This window comes from Neptuniibacter sp. 1_MG-2023, assembly GCF_030547185.1.
Classification (GTDB): Bacteria; Pseudomonadota; Gammaproteobacteria; order Pseudomonadales; family Balneatricaceae; genus Neptuniibacter.
The window spans coordinates 34,951-52,338 of the sequence record NZ_JAUOQR010000012.1; the positions used below are offsets into that span (position 1 = coordinate 34,951).

Consider the following 17,388-nt stretch of genomic DNA (forward strand, 5'->3'; position numbering starts at 1 on the left):
TATAGACATGAAAAAAGGCGCATCAAGCGCCTTATTAAAATCAACGAGCTACAAGTTACTCTAAATCAGTTTTAGGCGGTTCTACACCCAAACGTTGTGCTGCGATTACCGCCTGTGTACGACTATGAACGCCCAATTTACGTAAGATAGCAGTTACATGCGCTTTGATGGTTGCTTCTGAAACATTTAATTCATAAGCAATCTGCTTGTTTAGCAGCCCCTCAGTCAACATAGTCAAGACGCGAAATTGCTGCGGCGTTAAGGCCGCTAAAGCGACTGCAAACTTCTGATCATCTTCACTTACATCAGGAAGATTATCTGCAACCTCCTGTGGCAACCATTCCTCCCCTTTTAGTACCGCAACAATCGCATCCGCTATTGTTTCTAAAGAAGAAGATTTTGGAATAAAACCAGAAGCACCATAATCAATTGCACGCTTCATAATATGAGGCTGCTCGCTTCCGGAAACTACAACCACAGGTATACCTGGATTTTGACCACGAAGAAAAACTAAACCTGAGAATCCATTAGTACCTGGCATGTGAATATCAAGCAAAACAAGATCAGCATCAGAATGCTGGTCAACAGCCTCCTGAACAGCCGGTAGAGAATCTGCTTCTATCGTCTCGACGCCGGGCAGTGCCTGAGCAACCGCCTGCTTCAAAGCCGCGCGAAATAGTGGATGATCATCTGCAATAATAATTTTTTGAGCTAACTGCATGCGTTCAATTCCCCCTTAAGAAACTGTTACTCGAACGCCGACCGTAAATGGAACGGTTTTCCAGTGATTTAACTACTACTATAGAACAAAAAACTCCCGTAAGTCTCGGATATTCCGAGTCCTACGAGAGTTTTTTAGACTAAATATTAAAAAATATTACTTAGCACGGTTCATTCGGTTATTGATGAGATCATCTACAACCGACGGATCAGCCAGTGTTGAGGTATCACCTAATGCATCAAAATCATCTTCAGCAATCTTACGTAAGATACGGCGCATGATTTTACCAGAACGCGTTTTCGGCATGCCTGGTGCAAATTGAATCAAGTCAGGCGAAGCAATTGGACCAATCTCAGAGCGAACATGCATACGCAGTTCTTTCAGTAGCTCATCTGATTGCTCGTAGCCGGACTGTAGCGTCACGTATACGTAGATACCCTGACCCTTAACTTCATGCGGGTAACCTACTACAGCGGCTTCAGCTACAGCAGGATGCGCAACAAGTGCTGACTCAACCTCAGCGGTACCCATACGGTGACCAGAAACGTTAATTACGTCATCTACACGACCTGTGATCCAGTAATATCCATCTTCATCACGACGCGCACCATCACCTGTAGTGTAATAGCCTTTGTAGGTAGAGAAGTAAGTCTGGATAAAGCGCTCATGATCACCCCAGATAGAACGACTCTGACCAGGCCATGAGTCTTTAATAACTAGGTTGCCATCTGTAGCACCTTCTAGCTCATTACCATCCGCATCAAGCAACGCTGGCTGAACACCAAAGAATGGACGTGAAGCAGCGCCTGGTTTAGCAGCAGTAGCACCAGGTAGAGGCAAGATCATCATGCCACCTGTTTCTGTCTGCCACCACGTATCAACAATTGGGCAACGGCTCTGACCAATAACACGGTAATACCATTCCCACGCCTCAGGGTTAATCGGTTCACCTACTGAACCTAAGATACGTAGTGAAGATAGGTCGGAATCACCTAGAACATCTTCACCTTGCTGCATCAAGGCACGAATCGCGGTTGGCGCAGTGTAGAATTGATTAACTTTATGTTTTTCAATAACACGACCAAAGCGGCTGTTATCTGGGTAGCTTGGAACACCTTCAAACATCAAGGACGTGCCGCCGTTAGCAAGCGGTCCATACACGATATAACTGTGACCTGTAACCCAACCTACATCAGCAGTACACCAGTAGATGTCACCTTCTTTATAATCAAAGGCATACTCATGCGTCATAGACGCGTAAACCATGTAGCCGCCGGTTGTATGCTCAAGACCTTTTGGCGCACCCGTTGAACCGGATGTGTAAAGGATAAACATTGGCGCTTCCGCTTCCATCTCTTCAGGAGCGCAATCTGCAGAAGCATCGGCTACAAGATCTTCATACCAAACATCAACCTTGTCATTCCAAGCAACGTCTTTATCAACACGGTTAACAACGATTACGCTCTCAACACGTTCTTTCGCTGCTTCATGCTCTAACGCTTTATCAACATTAGCTTTAAGCGGTACAGATTTACCTGCACGTAGGGAGTAGTTTGAAGTAACAACGACTTTGGAATCTGCACCTTCGATACGCGCAGCTAATGCTTCCGGCGAGAAACCACCAAATACGATTGAATGCACTGCACCAATACGTGTACATGCCAGCATCGCAACAGCAGCTTCAGGGATCATTGGCATGTAAAGAGTTACAACATCGCCTTTTTTAACGCCACGCGCTTTAAGCGCATTTGAGAACTTACAAACACGTTCATGTAGTTGACGGTAAGTAATATTCTCAGACTCACTTGGGTCATCTCCTTCCCAAATGATAGCAACCTGATCACCGCGAGTTTCTAGATGACGATCAAGGCAGTTGTATGAGGCATTTAACGTACCATCTTCGAACCAACGGATATCAACATTATGTGGATCAAAAGATGTGTTTTTAACTTTAGTATATGGTTTGAACCAATCTAGGCGTTTACCTGCTTCACCCCAGAATGTGTCTGGATCATTCACAGACTGATCGTACATTGCTAGATATTTATCATTATCAATGTGCGCCTGTGCCGCTATCTCCGGACGAACTGGATATATTTTTTCACTCATCGTGATGCCCTTAGCTTGATTGTTGTAATTATCAAATACCCTCAGATCGTCTATGTTTTTGGTATTTTTTTATTATCAGACGCAAACGAGGTTAAATATCTGTCCTAGGTTTATACAGAAGGGAGAGCAATACCCTGAATTAGACCTTGGTATATCCGAGCTAAGACCTTAGTCTCAGCAAACCAGCAACCTACTAATTTATAAGGACTTTTTTATTATCACTCAATTCTTCAACGACCGAGCAATTTATCCAAATCTAAGCCTAGCTCACGCATTTTTGCTAATTTATAACGCAACGTTCGGGGACTTATCCCTAAATTTTCAGCGGCATCCTTGCGGCTTCCATGAGTTGCTTTCAACGCATCGATAATTAACTGGAATTCATGTTGGCGCATACCTTCGCCCAACTGACCCACCAAATCTTCATCATCTAATTCGGTCTCTACTTCCGATATTTCCGCCTGGGGAATGTCAGCAGGATTAAGCATAAGATCAGCCATTCGAATCTCAGCCCCCCCTTGCAAAATCAAAGCACGCTGAACCACATTATCTAACTCCCTAACATTCCCCGGCCAAGTATGCTCAACTAGCGCATTAACAACTTCAGAGGACAAACCAACAGGGGAACGCTGCATCTTTTGACAATACTTGCTAAATAAAAGCTCTGCTAAAGGCACTATATCCGCTGGCCGCTCTCTCAAGGGTCGCCATTGAAGAGGAAACACATTTAAACGGTAATAAAGATCTTCTCGAAACTTACCCTCAGAAACATAAGTTTCAAGCTTGCGGTTAGTCGTAGCAATCACACGGACATTGAGTGATATCACTTTACGCCCACCTATACGCTCAACTTCTTGCTCCTGCAAAACGCGCAACAGTTTTGCCTGTAAACCTAAATCCATTTCCGACACTTCATCTAACAGCAAAGTCCCCCCATCAGCTTGTTCAAACTTACCGGGAGAGCTGGTATATGCTCCAGTGAACGCCCCTTTTTCATGCCCAAATAGCGTAGCTTCCAACATATTTTCAGGGATAGCTGCGCAATTGATGGCAATAAACGGTTTATCCGCTCGTGAAGAGTGGTTATGAATATATTGGGCTAAAACCTCTTTACCCGTTCCTGATTCACCAGAGATAAGCACTGTAGAATCTGAAGCTGCCACCCGTCTCGCCAATTGAAGTAATTGCTTACTACTACTCTCTTCGGCAATGGGCTGTTGTGCTTCTGGTGCTACAACAGCACCCGAGGCAAAACGACGTACCGCAGAAATAAGGGCTTCAGAATCAAAAGGTTTCATTAAATAATCAACAGCACCTGCCTTAATCGCCTCAACCGCTTTGCTCACTTGGCCAAATGCAGTGATTAACATAACAGGTAGCCCTGGATACAACTTCCGAATCTCATCTAAAAGCTGATGACCATCCATACCGGGCATATTCACATCAGTAACAACCATATCGACCTGATGTTTGGCGAGTAACGCTAAGGCCTCTTCAGCATCAGGCGCCTCAATATAAGAGAAACCCGCTAGCTCTAACGTATCGCAAAGCGCTTCTCGTAACTCATTGTCATCTTCAACAATCATTATCTTATTAGGCATATTGTATATCGCTCAAGCTTAGAGTTATTTGGTTGATAGGCACGGCAATACTATAGTAGCAACAGTGCCCTCCCCCAGAGTGGAGCGTATTAAAAATTCACCATGATGAGCATGAGCAACCACCTGAGCCACAGCTAAACCCAACCCTGTACCATGGGACTTAGTTGTATAAAAAGGCTCTAGCGCACGCTTTACCTGCTCCGGCGCCATACCTTGCCCTTGATCAATAATCTGCAGGGCTATGCGGCCCGCGTCATCCGTAAAACGTATAGTTAATTCGCACCCTTTACCACTTGCCTGCAGCGCGTTTTCAACCAAGTTAATACATACACCTAATAGTGCATCTTTATTACATTGAAACTCATAGTTAGGGACATCATTGATACAATCACAATCAGCATCATAGCTGACTAGAGGAAGGTCGAGCATATCCTCTAACTCCCGCATAAATGCGGAAGAAGAGATCAGATCATCCAACCGCATCTCTCCCCGTGCAAAAATCAGCATATCTCGCACTTGCTGCTCAAGGTTGGTTAAGCGAGATTTAGCTTTACGTGCAAACTTCTGTCGCTGTTCAACCAAAAGATCTGGGCGCATTAGGTGATCAACATACAGTAACGCAGCGGATAGCGGCGTCCGAATCTGATGCGCCAATGAGGCCATCATACGACCCATTTCAGATAACCGTTGATAATGGGAAACACGTCCTTGTAACAACCGTGTTTCGGTTTGGTCTGTCAGTAACACTAACTGGCCCGGCTCACTATCCATCGCACGGGTCATCAAACTTACACGGCGACCATCTTTTAAAGAAACTTCATGGCCATCATCGCCACGAGGTGCAAAACTGCGGTTAATAATGTCAAACCACAACTGCCCGATCAAAGGGGTACCCAAAAAATTTTCCGCTGCAGGGTTGGCTTCAGCCACTTTACCTGCGCCATTAATAAGGACAACACCAGCCGGCAAAATCGACAGTAAATTTTGAAAGCGGTCACTAAGCCCAATATTTTTATCTTCATTTTTTTGACGTTGAAGAGATTCATTTACTAGAGATTCTTGCGCCTGACTTAAGGCAGCTTCTAATTCCGTAATACGGGCTTTATAGCGTTCGATATCATTCATATTACTTACGTTGCATCCCATATTTACGCATTTTTTCTACTAAGGTCGTTCGCCTAATTTTTAACAACTCAGCGGCTCTAGCAACAACACCATCATGTACTGCCAATGATTGCTTAATTAAGCTCCGCTCAATAGCTTCTAAATGAGCCTTAAGATCCAGCCCTTCTTCAGGCAGATGGTCTAAATGAGTGGCAGAAGCTATAGCGCCAGTAACAGAGGATGATTCCAACAGCTCTTCCGAATTCACATAACGCGCTGGATCAGGTTCTTCAACATGCTGAAAACGGGCCGGCAACTCAGAAACACCAACAACGCCATTAGGAAAAAGAATTGCTAGCCGCTCAGCAAGATTGGACAGCTCTCTCACATTACCAGGCCAAGGATGGGCCTTTAAGGACTCTAGAGCGCTCATTTGAAATCTGACAGAGTCAAAACCTTGTTTTTTTAATCGGCCCAATAATTCATCCAGTAACAGAGGAATATCTTCGGTTCGCTCTCGTAATGGCGGCATCTCAATTGGGAAAACATTGAGGCGATAATAAAGATCCTCTCTAAAGGTCCCTTCTTCAATCATCTCTTCAAGGTTTTTATGCGTTGCGGCGATAACACGTATATCCGCTTCAAGTGTTTTAGTGCCACCGATACGCTCAAACTTTCGCTCTTGAAGCACACGTAATAGTTTTACCTGCATAGATAAAGGCATATCACCTACTTCATCAAGAAAAAGCGTCCCCCCTTGAGCCAGCTCAAAACGACCTGAACGACTAGAAACCGCACCCGTAAAAGCTCCCCGTTCGTGACCAAACAACTCACTTTCAAGCAAATCTGCAGGAATAGCTCCACAGTTAATCGGCACGAATGGGCCATTTTTACGTACAGAATAATCATGCAGGTTCCGAGCAACCACCTCTTTACCAGTACCCGACTCTCCTGTAATTAAGACATTGACATCACGTCCCGTTACTTGAGACATAGCCTGTCGCACCAGCCTCATAGGCCGACTACTACCGACTAAACTTGAAAACAGCTCTGAAGGAGGATTATTCGCATCCCCTGCCCCCTGAGGCGGCCGAGAATAAAGTTGAGCTTTATGTAATTGATCGAGTAACTCTTGATAACTAAAGGGCACAGTTAACTGCCCTGTCACACCACTTTTCAGATCATCAGGCAGCTCAGCAACTTCAGACCATTCATCTAAAGTAACAACAGCAGCATCAGGTGTTTTTTGCTGTAAATTGCGTAGCAGTTTTTCAAGGGATATAGGTAATTCACTTTGTCCAAGCAACACTAAAGAGACTTTATCACCTTTGAGCGTCTGCTCATCTGACTGCAACCAATCAACAAAGCCATAAAATTTGAAAGGCCGACCTAAGAAGGAAAGCGCAGCGGAGATCAACTCTCTGCGACTTAGATCATCATCAATAATTAATAGTTTTGGCTGCGCAGTCATTCCTGCTTATCTCTACCTGATTTGAGTAGAACCAATAGTGGCAACCACAGCACAGAATGTCAATTATCTGACAAAATCTAAGGAAACAAAAATATACGCCTATATTTTGACGCACATGAGAATACCCCCTTGCAACAAAACCCTATTTTATAAAATCAGTGAATCCAAAAAAATTAACGTTTCTACTATAACTTCAATAAGATAAAGTAATTCCCTATAAGCTCATACAGAAAGCAGGAATAAGATGAGATTCATAATTACAGGAGGAGCAGGATTTATTGGCTCTGCAGTTATCCGCCGCCTACTAAAACACACTAACGATACTGTCATAAATATAGACAAGCTAACCTATGCTGCCAATATAACTGCACATAACTCATTTTTACAAAACGAACGCTATCACTTTGAACAACAAGATATATGTGATGCTACAGCTATCAGCAATATATTCACCAAATACCAACCTGACGCAGTAATGCATCTAGCCGCAGAGTCCCATGTAGATAGATCAATATCCGGACCAAACGCTTTCATTCAAACCAATATAGTCGGCACTTACACACTGTTGGAAACATGCCGCCACTATTGGACAACACTTACTTCAGAACGTAAATCAACTTTCAGATTCCATCATGTATCAACGGATGAAGTCTTTGGTGATTTATTACCCACCGATCCCCCCTTTACAGAAGAGAGCAACTACAATCCTAGCTCCCCATATTCAGCATCAAAAGCAAGCTCTGACCACTTAGTTAAAGCATGGCAACGCACTTACGGATTACCGACTCTTATATCCCATTGCTCAAATAATTATGGGCCTTTTCAATTCCCTGAAAAACTAATTCCTTTAACCATCCTTAACGCTCTACAAGGCAAGAAAATACCTATATATGGAACAGGCGATCAAATCCGTGACTGGATCTATGTAGATGATCACGCAAAAGCCTTACTCCAAGTAATCAAACAAAGCGATATTGGAGAAACCTATAATATCGGTGGCCAAGAAGAAAAAAAGAATATAGAGGTGGTAAATACAGTCTGCGATCTACTCGAAGAGCTCTGCCCAACCAACAATACACCCTATCACTCCCTTATAACTTATGTCACAGATAGAGCTGGGCACGATAAAAGATACGCTATAAATTCAGATAAAGCCTATTCACAGCTAAACTGGAAACCCGACCATTCTTTTAGTGACGGTCTAAGAGAAACTGTACACTGGTACTTAAACAACAGCGATTGGTACAATAACAACAAAGCATCCACCATAGATAACAAAAATAATAATGACTAAGAGAGCCAAATTATGAAAGGTATCATTCTTGCTGGCGGCTCAGGAACTCGCTTATATCCCATCACCCGAGCCATCACCAAACAACTCCTACCCATATATGACAAGCCGATGATCTATTACCCGCTATCAGTACTCATGCTCAGCGGGATACAAGATATTTTAATCATTACGACCCCCGAAGATAACGATAGTTTTAAACGACTCTTAGGGGATGGAAAAGACTTCGGCATAAGACTCAGTTACGCAATTCAGCCTAAACCTGAAGGCCTAGCACAAGCTTTTATTATTGGCGAAAACTTCATTGGTAAAGACAGCGTATGCCTAGCCCTTGGAGATAACTTTTTTTATGGTTACGGTTTCTCTCCTAAACTACGAAGCGCAGCAGCCAGAACATCAGGAGCAACAATCTTTGGCTATCAAGTCAAAGACCCAAAACCCTTTGGGGTTGTGGAGCTTGATAAAAACCGCAATGCAATCTCCATTGAAGAAAAACCCAAAAAGCCTAAATCTAACTTTATCGTCACAGGGCTCTATTTCTATGACAATGATGTTATAAATATTGCAAAAGAAGTAAAACCTTCAGAGCGAGGTGAGCTTGAGATAACATCTATTAATCAGGCCTATCTCGATAGAGGGGCATTAAAAGTTGAGTTACTCGGACGAGGATTTGCTTGGCTGGACACCGGCACTCATGGCAGTTTACTAGAAGCCGCGCAATTTGTAGAAACAATAGAAAAAAGGCAAGGCTATAAAATAGCCTGCCTAGAAGAAATTGCCTATAGAAACGGTTGGTTAAACGAAGAGGACATTCGAAGAATTAGCAAGCCCCTTTGTAAAAGCCATTACGGTGAATATTTATTGAGTATGTTAGATGTCGATACCTTCAACTAGACCTTACCTTCCAAACAGACAAATATTAGATAAATATATAGATCGTATCTATGACTCCGGCTGGTTAACCAATAATGGTCCGCTTGTTAACGAGCTAACCCAACGTCTAGAAGAACTCTTTGAATCGGACCATATCCTGCTGGTTGCTAACGGTACTTTAGCACTGCAGATAGCCTATCAAACGCTCATAAACCCGGTAGATGATAAAACGAGCCCCATTGAGGCGATCACTACACCGTTCACCTTTATCGCCACAAGTAACGCATTAAAGTGGGAGGGGATCACACCGATATTTACCGATATAAACCCCACCGACTGGTGTTTATCTGCCAATTCGATTGCAGAAAAAATAAATAAGAACACCCAATTTATTGTCCCTGTTCACGTTTTTGGAAATGCTTGTCCAATAGAAGAAATTAACGAAATAGCAGAGAAATACGCGTTAAAAACAATCTACGATGCGTCCCATGCGTTTGGCATTAAGTACAAAGGTAGAAATATAGTTCAGTACGGCGATGCCAGCATTATAAGTTTCCACGCAACCAAGCTGTTTCATACCGTCGAAGGGGCCATGATACGCTTCAAACATAAATCAGACTTAGCCAAAGCAAAAGAGATCATAAACTTCGGATTTAACGATAATAAAGAACCTTGCAGGCTCGGTATCAATGCAAAAATGAACGAGTTCGAAGCCGCCGTAGGCCTCTCCATTTTAAATGATATTTCAGACATCATAAAAGAGAGAAATAACATAACTGCGGTTTATCAAGACGAGCTCAAAAACACCCCTTCGGTGATCAAATTAAATATAACCAATAACAGTGCATACGTGCCTATTCTGCTTGATTCAGAAGCGACACTTTTATCGACTTTAAAAACCCTAAAGTCACATAACATAGAAGCCAAACGCTACTTTCACCCCAGTTTAGATACAGTAGAACATCTCAACCCATCAAACAGATGCCCCATATCTCAAGACATCTCTACTAGAATACTGTGCCTTCCCATTTATAATGGGCTAACGACAAAAGAGATTAAGCATATCTGTGAAATCATTAACCACACAATTAATACTCACTCAATAGATAACCTAGATAATAACCACTAACGAAACAGGCGAAAAATGAAGAAGCACGGCCATGTCGCCATAATGCAGCCATATATTTTTCCTTATCTAGGCTACTTTCACTTAATCGAAGCTAGTGAGCTATTCATTTTTTATGATGATGTGAGTTACATAAAAAAAGGCTGGATTAACAGAAATAGGATTCTGCTCCAGCAAGAACCTAGCCTGTTCACTCTACCCATTCAACAAGCCAGCCAGAATGTTTTAATTAAGGATACTCTGACTTGCATGGATACACGTTGGAAAAAGAAGTTTTACGCAAAATTAACTCACTCCTATCAAAAAGCCCCACACTTCACTCAAGTTATGGAGCTCATTGACGCCTCACTCAAACACACTCAAAACGAATCAATAGCCTCCGTTGCAATCAATGCAATTCAATTAATTTACCAATACCTAAATCACGACATTACATATAAAAGATCCTCAGACATCTCGCCTCATACACAAGGCATGGACAAAGCAGAACGCCTAATCAAAATAACAAAAGACCTAGGCTACACATCTTATCTAAACGCCCCTGGTGGAAAAGAGTTATACAGCAAGGGAGATTTTAAAAACCAAGGTATTGATCTTCATTTTATACGTAGTCTAGCGTGTCACTATTCTCAGTTTCATCATGATTTCATCCCTTCTCTTTCGATCATTGATGCTTTAATGTTCAATACGATAGATGAGACAAAAACACTGTTTCAGCATTTCACGGTAGAATAAGGATGACACTTTGAGCAACAATACAGATACGTTGATTACTGTTGCGATACATGGAGCTCCGAGGTCTGGCACCACGTGGATTGGGGAAATAATCAACAGCTCACCTAACACCCTATACCGCTATCAACCGCTATTTTCATACGCTCACAAAGACTTCTTAACACCTGCATCAACTCAGGGAGATATTGACAGCTTTTTCACGAGATTAAAGTCTTGCAACGATAACTTTACAGGCCAGCTAGAACAAAGACATAAAGGGATATTGCCAGTATTCCAAAAGGAGCAGATAACACATATCGCTTATAAGGAGGTTCGGTATCACAACATACTAGCCAACCTTATGGCAAAAAAGCATGATCTGAAGCTCGTCACCATCATCAGAAACCCATTATCAGTGATAAATTCATGGTTGAAGGCGCCAAAAGAATTCAGGGCAGACCTTAACTGGAATATGCTTAATGAATGGCAATATGCTACGAAGAAAAATCAAAATAAGCCGGAAGAATACAATGGATTTGAAAAATGGAAAGAAGCCAGCACCTTATTCCTCGACTTAAAAAAAGCGTACCCAGACAGGGTCCATTTGATTACATATTCAGCTTATTTAGCCAACCCAACCCAAGAAACAAAATTACTATTTAACTTTCTAGACTTAAGCTACACAGATCAAACTATAAGATTTCTAAACGAAAGCACAGGCCAATACAATGTAGACCCCTACTCCGTCTACAAAGCACAACAATCTGATGATGCATGGAAACAAGAGCTCCCCAAAGAAATATCTGAGAAAATCCAAAGTAACCTTAAAGACACACGATTAGAAAGATTTTTAACATAGCATTCAAACCAACTAAATATAGTTTATTGAAGACGCTCCATAATACAATCAAAGCAACTCCGTTATCCGTACAGGTAAGCATATGTCTTTCACATTTTTAATGTGCTCCGAACGCTCAGGTAGCAATTTAATTACCAAACTACTGAATGCTCACTCAGAGATCTGCGGCCCTTCAACTAAGCACCTAATCAACCCCGTTGCTCGGAACTTATTTAGATATGGCGATTTATCAAATCAACGCAACTGGTATGCCCTAATAGACGACATTCATATACTGCTATCTGCGGGCTTCTCGATTTGGAAAAAGGAGTTCAAAAAGTCAGAACTGAAAGGGCTAGCACCCTGCGGGGACATTGTTTCTTTACTCAAAAATATTTTCATTGAGGAAGCATCTGAAGACGGAAAAGACAACATTTTCATTAAAGAGAACCATCTATACGAATTTCTGCCTTTTCTGCTAATAAACTTCCCAGAGGCTAAATTTATTTACCAAACCAGAGACCCAAGAGACATGGCATTATCGTGGAAAAAAAATAAAAGCCATCCCGGGGGCATTATTGTTGGCGCCAAACAATGGTCCTATGACCAACAAAGATTTCTAAGTAACTACCATATACTACGTAAAGTAAATAAAGCATTTCTTATCAAATATGAAAATTTAATAGACAACCCCGAAGAAGCTTTATCTGCAACCTTGTCATTTTTAGGGCACCAATTCCAACCATCTATGCTCAAATTCAATAATGACGAAACAACCCGTCTCAATGCACAAATACAGGAAAGCTGGTCCAACCTGTCGCGCCCCATAATAACGAATAACAGTGCGAAGTATACAGACGAACTCACGTCAAATGAGATCTCACTTGTGGAGAAAATATGCTATTTCGAGATGAAAGAACTTAACTATACACCGATAAACAGCCTAGAATATTTAGACACGATTTCATCGCAAAGGATTAATATGCTTGAGCAACAAGAAAGACAAGATATTCCTGCTCAGCGCTCGGCAGGCACGTTAAAAAGTATGGATGCTAAACGAAATTTCTATCGACATGAACATGACAATTAATGTGGTGATGGCGACACACTACATGCGATGAGCCCTCAGAGGCGAGTCATACTTTTTCAATATAACGGAACCACATATCACTAAAAGCACTTTCTAAATCTTGTGCCATTAAGGAACCATTGTATAACCGTGATTCACTAACCTGCTCCCTTAACCCTTTACGCACCTCTGATAAGGCATGAATATCTGCACAAACTTTATTGGCAATCTCAATATATTCACCTTCATTCTCTGCAACAAACTGATCCAAGCCTGCCTTATATAAAACTGCTGCCCCCCGTCGAGAGATACGATCACTACCCAGTAAAGAGATATAAGGCACACCCATCCACAGCGATTCTAAATTAACCGTTCCCCCATTAAATGGGAAAGGGTCCAAACCTATATCAATACGCTTGTACGTATCAAAGTATAGCTCCCTTGCTTCTCCCATTTCGCAGTCAATCCTCTCCGGATCAACCCCAAGTAAAGCAAACCGATCTTTAATACTTCTCGTAGTCGCTGCATCACAAAAAGCAGTATCTTTAATCAATAACCTTGCAGAGACATTCTCATTAAGAATTGTCGACCAGAGCGCAACAACGTCATCGTTCAGCTTGGTAATCTTATGTAAGCAGCCAAACGTTATATACCCATTTTTAAGCGCGGGCAGATCCCCTACAGACACATCAGTATCTGGCGGAAAGAAGCAACCTGATATATTTAAGTGCCAAGGCGCCTCAACATAAAAGGGTTTAATAGAATCAGGGAAATTCCATTGATCACCAATGAAATAATCGATCTCAGCGACCCCAGTGCTTGCAAAAAAACCCATCCACGAGATTTGAATAGGTGCAGCCTTCCAAGCAAACAAAGGTAATCGGTTATGCGCAGTATGCCCTGACAAGTCAATTAGTATATTGACCCGATCATCATAAATCGTCTGTGCGATATCGCTATCTGATCGGTGAGCAATTTTACTCCACTTAGTAAAACAGGGCTTTAGCTCTTCAGTGACTTCATCTTCGTCGGAATAGTTGCTATAGGCAAGTAACTCGACTTTACTGTTATCAAGTTTATCGATCCAACTCTTCAAAAAATAAGCAACAGAATGTTTCCTTAAGTCACCAGAAACAAGCCCTACTCTAATTTTCGGCTTATCTATCTTTTCTAATAACGGCCACTCTGTATAAGGTTCTGCTTTTGCGCGCGCAGCTTTACCATAAACTTGGGCTTTAATAAGGTATTCCTCTGAAGACACAGAGGGTTCGGACGCCATACACATTAATATATTACTAAAAATATCTAGGCGGGAAGGATCTAGATCATAGGCGGCTTGATAACAGGGAATAGCTTTTAAAAGTTCTGAACGTTTACGATAGACACTCCCCAAATTATTATGGGCCTTAATCAGCGTTGAATCGTGCTTTAAGGCCGTTTTATAAGCCGCTATTGCATCCTTATATCGCCCTAATTCAGAAAGCGCATCCGCATAACCTAGATGCGCTACAGCTAAAGAGGGCTGCAACTTTACCGCTTTGATAAAACACTGACTCGCTTTATTTGCATCACCTAGGCCTTTAAATGCTAAACCTAAGTGATGATTAACTTCGGCATCCTTTGGTTTCAAACCAAGAGCCTTTGCCAATAAAAGCTGCGCTATTTTGTAATTCTGCTCTTGAAGAAGAATAATCCCGAAGAAGTGCAATGCATAGAAATTACTATCATCGAGCTGAAGTACTTTTTGAAATAGTGCTTTAGCCTGTGGAAAATTAGAGTTCTGATAACTTGAAATCCCAAGAGCGAGAGCCTTTTTTACAAGATCATTTTTCTGATTCACAGGCAACTACTACACATAATTTAACAAACTAAAAACTAATCGTTCTGAAGCTCTACCGGCATACTCGACCAGCCCTGCCTTATCTCCAAAATAAGCCCCATCACTTCCTGAACTTTATCAGCATTATTTTCACGATTAGCCACTATTAGTTGACGTATCATGTAATTATAAAGTTCGTCCAGATTAGCCGCCACTTCGCCGCCCTTTTCTAAATCTAACGCACCTTTTAAACCGACGATAATATCTGAAGCTTTGTTTAAGTGTTCAGTTCTTTCTTCAATCTGTTTACGTTCGATAGAGCCTTTAGCTTTGGCCAAAGAGGTCAACGCCCCTTCTAATAACATCGAAATAAGCTTATGTGGACTCGCTGTTTCTACAGTCGCCCTAAGATCTACACTTTTATACTCTTTTAGGGCGTTTAAATTGACGCTCATAAAACATACCTATCCAATAAAATATTCTAAACTCATGTCTAACTATAAACGCTGTGTTAACTACTCGTAGATGTAAATGGCAACTGTTCAAGTAAACCGTCTAACTGACTACCGGTGCTTTGAAAGCTGCTAACAATTTGCTCCATCGCTAAAAACTGTGCAGACAAACGCAACTCAAATGTTTCCATCTTACGCTCTAGCTCAACACGATCATCAGCAACATCTTCTAACGCTTGATTAATATTGTCTTCACGAAGCTGAATACTACCTGATGAAGAAAGAAAACTAGCAATAAGTTTATCAAGTTCACCAGCAAACCCACGAGAGAAATCAACAGTAGCAGTGCCTGCGGCGACTGCATTTTCACCTATGGTAAAGTTCAGGCCATAAGGATCAGAATCGATGGCTGGCAATAAAATATTACCAGAGCCGAAACCCGCTTCCCCATCAATGGTACCCACTACATCAACACCATTATCTGACTGTGTAATAAAACCCAGCTCAGCGATATCTGCACCAAAATCAGCCGTATCAAAAGCAACACTCGAGGCTACGCCATAACTTCTGGATGTAAAAGCAAATTGATCTGTGGCTTCATCATAAGTCACATCTACAGCAACATTAGCTCCGCTAATATTACTATCGCCATTAATTAATGACTGCAGGTCTGCACGAATTTCATCTGCAGTTGTATAACTACCTGTCAGCGTAATCGTGTCAGACTCAACCCCGTCCACAGTCACCTTAAAGGATAGGTCTAACAAAGTGGCGTCAGCTATAGCAACGGTATCAGTAGCACTATCAAAACCAATAGCACCACCATCAGCCATCGCATTAGCGCTCACCGATGCTTTTTCTGGATTCGTGGTTATAACAACATCATAATTACCCGGAACAGTACCTGTCGCATAACTCCCCACTGAAACTGATACTTCATCACTAGATGATCCTGTATTAGTCGCAAATAAAGTCTCAACTAATGCAAAATTTTCATCCATTGCTCGACTGAAATCATCTTCATCAATAGACAGCGTTCCATCTAACTCAGTACGTATTCCTACATTTGTTAGCGCGGTAAAACCATCATCAATACCTGGCACTAAAGATCCGATCGTAGATCTAATCTGGTTAAGCATTGCTTTGGCTGTACCGTCAGTGGCTAGATCACCTTTGACTGTCTGGTTATCCTCATCCGTACTATAACCCGTTAAATTCTGCGCTGTTTCATAAAAGAGATTATAAGCTTCAACAAAATCTCTTATCGCTTGCTCGGCTATGGATGTATCTTCACTAACAGTAAAGGTAAAGCTACTACCAGGTTCAGCTTTATTTAACGAAAAGCTAAACCCCTGAATAACATCATCAATTTCATTTGTCTCACGAAAGACGGTAAGGCCGTTAACTTTTAGCTCTGCATCTTTCGCTTGCTGCGTTTCGATAACTTGAGACGATTCTGTTTCATTAAATTCAAAAACACTTAAACCTGTTGCATCACCTTTAGTGGCATCATCACTGCTCACTCTCAACGCATTATCTGCACCGGAAGGGGCGGTTAATAACAACTGGTACTGGCCATCAACCAATAAAACTGATGCTTGAACATCCGCATCTTCAGCATTAATTTTATCGGCTATATCCTGTAAAGAGTCTCCAGCTTCGACCGTAATATTTAACGCTGCCCGCTCGTCATTAGTCGCAAAGGAATAAGGATCCTGATCAGAATCAGCATCAGCTCCCGGATCAACGTCTTCATCATAAGTCCAAGTACCAAAACTAATAGTCAGCGTACCTGCCTCATTCAAGGCTTGATCTTTATCAGAGTATGCTCCTGTCGCTAAAGACTGGGCTTGAGCAACTTCAACAACCTCTATTTGATAGGTACCCGTTTGCGCACCTGGGTCTACTGAATTAGGTGTAATCACATCAGTATCAGGGAATGACACCGTACGCGCATTAAAAGTGTCGTTATCTGCAAGGGGATCAAGCACTGTTTGCAACTCAGACAAGCTACTTTGTAAGGTTCCGTATGCTGATATCTGAGCTTCCAGTTTCTCTTCGGTATCATTTAAACGCTCCTCTCTAGGAGCCTTCTCAATGTCTACGAGCTGGGAAACAATGCTGGAGGTGTTGATACCAGAACCGGCTCCCAGTGAGCTAATAATGCTATCACTCATGGTTTTTGCCTCTGGTTTTTAAG

At 42.0% G+C, this 17,388-nt stretch carries 14 protein-coding genes; 6 read left to right on the forward strand and 8 right to left on the reverse strand.

Annotation, left to right across the window (positions count from 1 at the left end; genetic code table 11):
- Positions 1-55: 55 nt before the first annotated feature.
- The 5 genes from Q4492_RS12990 to Q4492_RS13010 form a co-directional block, all read right to left on the reverse strand.
- Positions 56-721: a response regulator transcription factor gene (locus Q4492_RS12990; RefSeq protein ID WP_067866510.1), complete on the reverse strand. Its 666-nt coding sequence runs from the start codon at positions 719-721 to the stop codon at positions 56-58.
- A 156-nt stretch (positions 722-877) separates the two neighbouring features.
- Positions 878-2,830 (reverse strand): acetate--CoA ligase, encoded by a 1,953-nt coding sequence (gene acs, locus Q4492_RS12995; protein WP_303418654.1) that lies wholly within the window; start codon positions 2,828-2,830, stop codon positions 878-880.
- Positions 2,831-3,060: 230 nt separating this feature from the next.
- Positions 3,061-4,431: a sigma-54 dependent transcriptional regulator gene (locus Q4492_RS13000; protein ID WP_303418656.1), complete on the reverse strand. Its 1,371-nt coding sequence runs from the start codon at positions 4,429-4,431 to the stop codon at positions 3,061-3,063.
- Positions 4,432-4,455: 24 nt separating this feature from the next.
- Positions 4,456-5,556, reverse strand: coding sequence for a PAS domain-containing sensor histidine kinase (locus Q4492_RS13005; protein ID WP_303418660.1), 1,101 nt, complete (start codon positions 5,554-5,556; stop codon positions 4,456-4,458).
- 1 nt (position 5,557) lies between these two features.
- Positions 5,558-7,006, reverse strand: coding sequence for a sigma-54 dependent transcriptional regulator (locus tag Q4492_RS13010; RefSeq protein ID WP_303418662.1), 1,449 nt, complete (start codon positions 7,004-7,006; stop codon positions 5,558-5,560).
- Between the two features lie 244 nt (positions 7,007-7,250).
- Between Q4492_RS13010 and rfbB the strand changes: the two genes are divergently transcribed.
- The 6 genes from rfbB to Q4492_RS13040 all read left to right on the forward strand — a co-directional run bounded on the left by rfbB (position 7,251) and on the right by Q4492_RS13040 (position 12,938).
- Complete coding sequence (gene rfbB / locus Q4492_RS13015) at positions 7,251-8,300, forward strand: dTDP-glucose 4,6-dehydratase (RefSeq protein WP_303418665.1); 1,050 nt, start codon at positions 7,251-7,253, stop codon at positions 8,298-8,300.
- Positions 8,301-8,312: 12 nt separating this feature from the next.
- The gene (gene rfbA, locus Q4492_RS13020) at positions 8,313-9,191 is read left to right on the forward strand and encodes a glucose-1-phosphate thymidylyltransferase RfbA (protein WP_067866523.1); all 879 of its coding nucleotides are present in this window, start codon (positions 8,313-8,315) and stop codon (positions 9,189-9,191) included.
- On the forward strand, positions 9,172-10,299 hold the full coding sequence (locus Q4492_RS13025; RefSeq protein ID WP_303418669.1) for a DegT/DnrJ/EryC1/StrS aminotransferase family protein: 1,128 nt from the start codon (positions 9,172-9,174) through the stop codon (positions 10,297-10,299). The genes rfbA and Q4492_RS13025 overlap by 20 nt, the downstream gene beginning before the upstream one ends.
- A 15-nt stretch (positions 10,300-10,314) precedes the next feature.
- Complete coding sequence (locus tag Q4492_RS13030) at positions 10,315-11,031, forward strand: WbqC family protein (RefSeq protein ID WP_303418671.1); 717 nt, start codon at positions 10,315-10,317, stop codon at positions 11,029-11,031.
- 10 nt (positions 11,032-11,041) lie between these two features.
- Positions 11,042-11,869 carry a sulfotransferase domain-containing protein gene (locus Q4492_RS13035; protein ID WP_303418673.1) on the forward strand — a complete coding sequence of 276 codons (828 nt, stop codon included), beginning with the start codon at positions 11,042-11,044 and terminating at the stop codon, positions 11,867-11,869.
- An 82-nt stretch (positions 11,870-11,951) separates the two neighbouring features.
- Complete coding sequence (locus Q4492_RS13040) at positions 11,952-12,938, forward strand: sulfotransferase (protein WP_303418675.1); 987 nt, start codon at positions 11,952-11,954, stop codon at positions 12,936-12,938.
- A gap of 46 nt (positions 12,939-12,984) precedes the next feature.
- Here the strand turns inward: Q4492_RS13040 and Q4492_RS13045 are convergent, their stop codons facing one another.
- The 3 genes from Q4492_RS13045 to fliD are packed head-to-tail and all read right to left on the reverse strand — an operon-like array spanning position 12,985 to position 17,365.
- On the reverse strand, positions 12,985-14,757 hold the full coding sequence (locus Q4492_RS13045; RefSeq protein ID WP_303418677.1) for a tetratricopeptide repeat protein: 1,773 nt from the start codon (positions 14,755-14,757) through the stop codon (positions 12,985-12,987).
- A 35-nt stretch (positions 14,758-14,792) separates the two neighbouring features.
- Positions 14,793-15,191 (reverse strand): flagellar export chaperone FliS, encoded by a 399-nt coding sequence (gene fliS, locus Q4492_RS13050; RefSeq protein WP_303418679.1) that lies wholly within the window; start codon positions 15,189-15,191, stop codon positions 14,793-14,795.
- A gap of 56 nt (positions 15,192-15,247) precedes the next feature.
- Entirely contained in the window at positions 15,248-17,365 is a 2,118-nt protein-coding gene (gene fliD, locus Q4492_RS13055) for a flagellar filament capping protein FliD (protein WP_303418681.1), read from the reverse strand.
- Between the last annotated feature and the right edge of the window lie 23 nt (positions 17,366-17,388).

Coding starts and splice junctions, on each gene's coding strand:
- Q4492_RS13010 (WP_303418662.1), bottom strand. CDS start 7,006: ATGACTGCGCAGCCAAAACTATTAATTATTGATGATGATCTAAGTCGC.
- Q4492_RS13025 (WP_303418669.1), top strand. CDS start 9,172: ATGTCGATACCTTCAACTAGACCTTACCTTCCAAACAGACAAATATTA.
- rfbA (WP_067866523.1), top strand. CDS start 8,313: ATGAAAGGTATCATTCTTGCTGGCGGCTCAGGAACTCGCTTATATCCC.
- acs (WP_303418654.1), bottom strand. CDS start 2,830: ATGAGTGAAAAAATATATCCAGTTCGTCCGGAGATAGCGGCACAGGCG.
- Q4492_RS13040 (WP_303418675.1), top strand. CDS start 11,952: ATGTCTTTCACATTTTTAATGTGCTCCGAACGCTCAGGTAGCAATTTA.
- fliD (WP_303418681.1), bottom strand. CDS start 17,365: ATGAGTGATAGCATTATTAGCTCACTGGGAGCCGGTTCTGGTATCAAC.
- rfbB (WP_303418665.1), top strand. CDS start 7,251: ATGAGATTCATAATTACAGGAGGAGCAGGATTTATTGGCTCTGCAGTT.
- Q4492_RS13005 (WP_303418660.1), bottom strand. CDS start 5,556: ATGAATGATATCGAACGCTATAAAGCCCGTATTACGGAATTAGAAGCT.
- fliS (WP_303418679.1), bottom strand. CDS start 15,191: ATGAGCGTCAATTTAAACGCCCTAAAAGAGTATAAAAGTGTAGATCTT.
- Q4492_RS13000 (WP_303418656.1), bottom strand. CDS start 4,431: ATGCCTAATAAGATAATGATTGTTGAAGATGACAATGAGTTACGAGAA.
- Q4492_RS13030 (WP_303418671.1), top strand. CDS start 10,315: ATGAAGAAGCACGGCCATGTCGCCATAATGCAGCCATATATTTTTCCT.
- Q4492_RS12990 (WP_067866510.1), bottom strand. CDS start 721: ATGCAGTTAGCTCAAAAAATTATTATTGCAGATGATCATCCACTATTT.